The following is a 596-nucleotide window of genomic DNA, read 5'->3' as shown; positions in this document are numbered from 1 at the left end:
GCCATTTAAGCAGTGGGGATTTATGTATTTATTTACTAAATGAGCTCTATTGGCAAAGTAGGTACCGCGGCACCTGCTCTTGCTTTAGTTGTTAAACTAAAGTTTCTTCGTTAGCTTAATGCCCATATTTATCATTGCTGCATTACGCCGATGTTTTTGAACTATTTAATACCCCACTTTAGCTCCAATAATGTTGGAGGATAAATGATGGGTTTAGGTATCTGGCTTATAGATTGGAGAGGAACTCTGACGAATGGGTTAAAAATAGAAAAACCAATAATAAAAGTATGGTTTTTACTGAAACTTAAAATGAGGGATACCTCCGATAACTATTTGACACTTTCTCTCTTCACCATTTCTTTATTAATAAGCTTTACATAACGATAAACTTCCCCTCCCCTTGCTTTGGTAGAAAGCTCACCAATTGCTATATAAGTACTTGGTTCTTGACCAAGAACTTCAAAAATTGGATCTCCAGTAGGAAAATATGTACTGTCACCTTCAAGATGTTCTTTCCAAAGGCCTACCCTTTTTATGACTCCAACCCTTTTTCCGATCTCACTATTTGGAATAAATTCATCTGTTCGAATATACTC

General features: G+C 36.1%; 1 protein-coding gene. It reads right to left on the bottom strand.

All coding sequences use genetic code 11. The features are described from left to right. Positions 1-329: 329 nt before the first annotated feature. A partial coding sequence (locus AC1DUA_RS40060) for a hypothetical protein (protein WP_477504939.1) occupies positions 330-596 on the bottom strand: 267 nt, incomplete at its 5' end.

Source organism: Paenibacillus sp. 01T422 (assembly GCF_056398785.1).
This window is presented reverse-complemented; position numbering and strand designations above follow the sequence as displayed.